Annotated in this window: 3 protein-coding genes; 1 reads left to right on the top strand and 2 read right to left on the bottom strand. The window is 56.6% G+C overall.

Going from position 1 to position 2279, the window contains the following annotated elements; translation table 11 throughout:
• Positions 1–83: 83 nt before the first annotated feature.
• On the bottom strand, positions 84–908 hold the full coding sequence (locus tag V6C16_RS11485; RefSeq protein ID WP_333535108.1) for a histidinol-phosphatase: 825 nt from the start codon (positions 906–908) through the stop codon (positions 84–86).
• A 267-nt stretch (positions 909–1175) separates the two neighbouring features.
• Here V6C16_RS11485 and V6C16_RS11480 point away from each other — a divergent pair, with 267 nt between their 5' ends.
• Positions 1176–1667 (top strand): YbjN domain-containing protein, encoded by a 492-nt coding sequence (locus V6C16_RS11480; protein ID WP_333535107.1) that lies wholly within the window; start codon positions 1176–1178, stop codon positions 1665–1667.
• Between the two features lie 255 nt (positions 1668–1922).
• On the opposite strand, the gene V6C16_RS11475 is transcribed toward V6C16_RS11480, so the two are convergent.
• On the bottom strand, positions 1923–2279 hold a 357-nt coding region (locus tag V6C16_RS11475; RefSeq protein ID WP_333543265.1), incomplete at its 5' end, for a riboflavin kinase.

Genomic DNA, 2279 nt, shown 5'->3' with positions numbered 1-2279 from the left:
AGCAGGCAACAGACCGGGTCAGCCCGCGGCGGGCGACGGCCACGCAGCCGCCAGAGCAATTTCAAAGTGAAATTGCTCTACAGCTAGAATTCAAGCTTGCGCCGCTCTCTCCCCACGGCGATGCGGTTGCGTCTGAAGCCGAACGAACGGGCGTAGCGCGCCAGATCATCGAAGTGTGATACGGTTTCAGCCGCCGCATGGGCATCGGAACCAAAACTGATATCCAGCCCCAGATCAGCCGCAAGCCCCATAATGACCGGGCCGGGGTACGGCTCGCGAAACGCCTTGCGCAGGCCCGCGGAGGAAACTTCCATAGCCACGTCCTGATCCCGCATGGCTTCAAGGGCGTACGCCACAATATCCAGACTGCCCGGCTGCCGCAGCCACGTCTGAAAATCTTCGTAACAGCAGACCTTGATAAAGTCCGGGTGGGCCACCACGTCCACAAGGCCCCCGGCCGCCAGCCGGGCCATTTCGCCATAATAGGCCTCATAGCGGGCAAAGCGTTCCGGCAGGGTCAGTTCCTCGCCCCAACTGCGCGGGGAGCCAATGGGTACATCGTGAACAAAGTGTAGGCCACCGATAACATAGTCAAAGGGATATCGGCCCAGCAGATCTTCCATCCACCCCATATTCACGGGCAGCCAGTCCAGCTCCATGCCGAGCAGCACCTGGGGGCCGCCGGGGGCTGCGCTGTCCTTGAGCGCCAGCACCGCTTCCACATAGGCGGGAAAGGTCACGTTGAGGTCCCCCTTGTACAGGGGGCAGGAATAGCCCGGCGGCAGGGGGGAGTGCTCCGAAAACCCGTACCAGTCCACATGACGTTTCCTGGCTGCCTCATACATGTCGCCCACGGTGTCTTGGCCGTGGGCGGCCAAAGTGTGATTATGCAGATCAGCGCGTATCATCGTCTGATCATACGGCAAAGCGCGGACAAAGACCACCCGGCACGCGGGCTGGTTTCCGCTAAAACATACTTTTATAGTTTTTTATATATAATATATTATCATTTATTGCCCGATATTAATAGAGAGAATCAAAAGCGTTTACAAAGGCGAAATGCGCTGTATAATGGTAAAGAAAGCTTCGCGAAAAAAGCGGGGCCACGATGCCCTTCGCGCCTTTCGTTCCGGCGCTGATGCCGGAATAACGCAGTATACTATCAGGAGAAACAAGTGAAAAAACTTTTAACGCTCGCGCTGAGCCTGTGGATGACCTGCGCCTTTGCCGCCGGGGCCATGGCTAACAGCGATATCATTACAGCTTCGGACCATGAAAAAATACTTGAAGTCGCCAAAGGTTTCGGCAGCGCCGAACTAAGTGCCTCATCCAAGGGAACGCCCATCATTCAGGGGCGTATAGACGGCACCAAGTACGCCATATGGTTTTCAGGATGTACCGACGGCAAGAGCTGCAGCACCCTGCAATTCTTGGGCATATGGAAAGCCAAAGACTTTTCTATGGAAGAAATCAACAAATGGAATGCCCAAAAGGTATACACCAGAGCCTACCTTGATCAGGATCGGGACCTGGCCCTGGAAATGGACGTCTTTATGCGTTACGGCATGACCCAAAAAAATCTGGAAGAAATCTTCGACCTGTGGAAAACATCCCTCAAGCATTTTTCTGAGGTAATTTCCGTGCAATCCAAAAAAACACCTCTGTAATTTCCCGTCAGGCAGTCTCGTTTTGCGGCTGCCCTGACTGAAATTGCGACGCGGCCGTAACAACAGCGGCCGGACACAAAACAGAAAAGGCCGGTCCATCATAAGGACCGGCCTTTTCATCGTTGACTTGTGCGCAGCAGCGGTACAATTCATGCTCCGGCACGGGGCGAGTCCGTCCGCCGCCGCGCAGTAAAAAATCCATCCGGAGCGATCCAGACGGCAACCGCTCTGCAAGCTGTTCCGGCAGTCTTGCCCCTACTGCCGAACAAAGGCCGCCAGTATGCGTCGCGCCTGCTCCACATCCGCAGCGATCTGCTGCTTGAGAGCATCCACGGAATCAAAGCGCTTTTCGCCGCGCAGGTGCTCCACAAAGTCCAGCCGCAGCGTCCGGCCATAAAGGTCGTCGCCGCCCTCAAGCAAAAAAGTTTCCACGCTCAGCTCGTTCTGCCCGAAGGTGGGTTTGCAGCCTATGCAGGTCACTGCGGGCCGGGTTTTGCCGCTGTCGGCAGGAGTGGCAAGGGTGGCGTAAACCCCGATTCTGGGGATGACCACTTCCGGGCGGGCCAGATTGGCCGTGGGAAAACCCAGGCCCGTGCCGTGTCCGTCGCCGTG

This window comes from Desulfovibrio sp. 1188_IL3213 (genome assembly GCF_036763145.1).
Classification (GTDB): domain Bacteria; phylum Desulfobacterota; class Desulfovibrionia; order Desulfovibrionales; family Desulfovibrionaceae; genus Desulfovibrio.
Note: the sequence above shows the minus strand (reverse complement) of the source record. Positions and strands in the feature narration are given on the sequence as shown.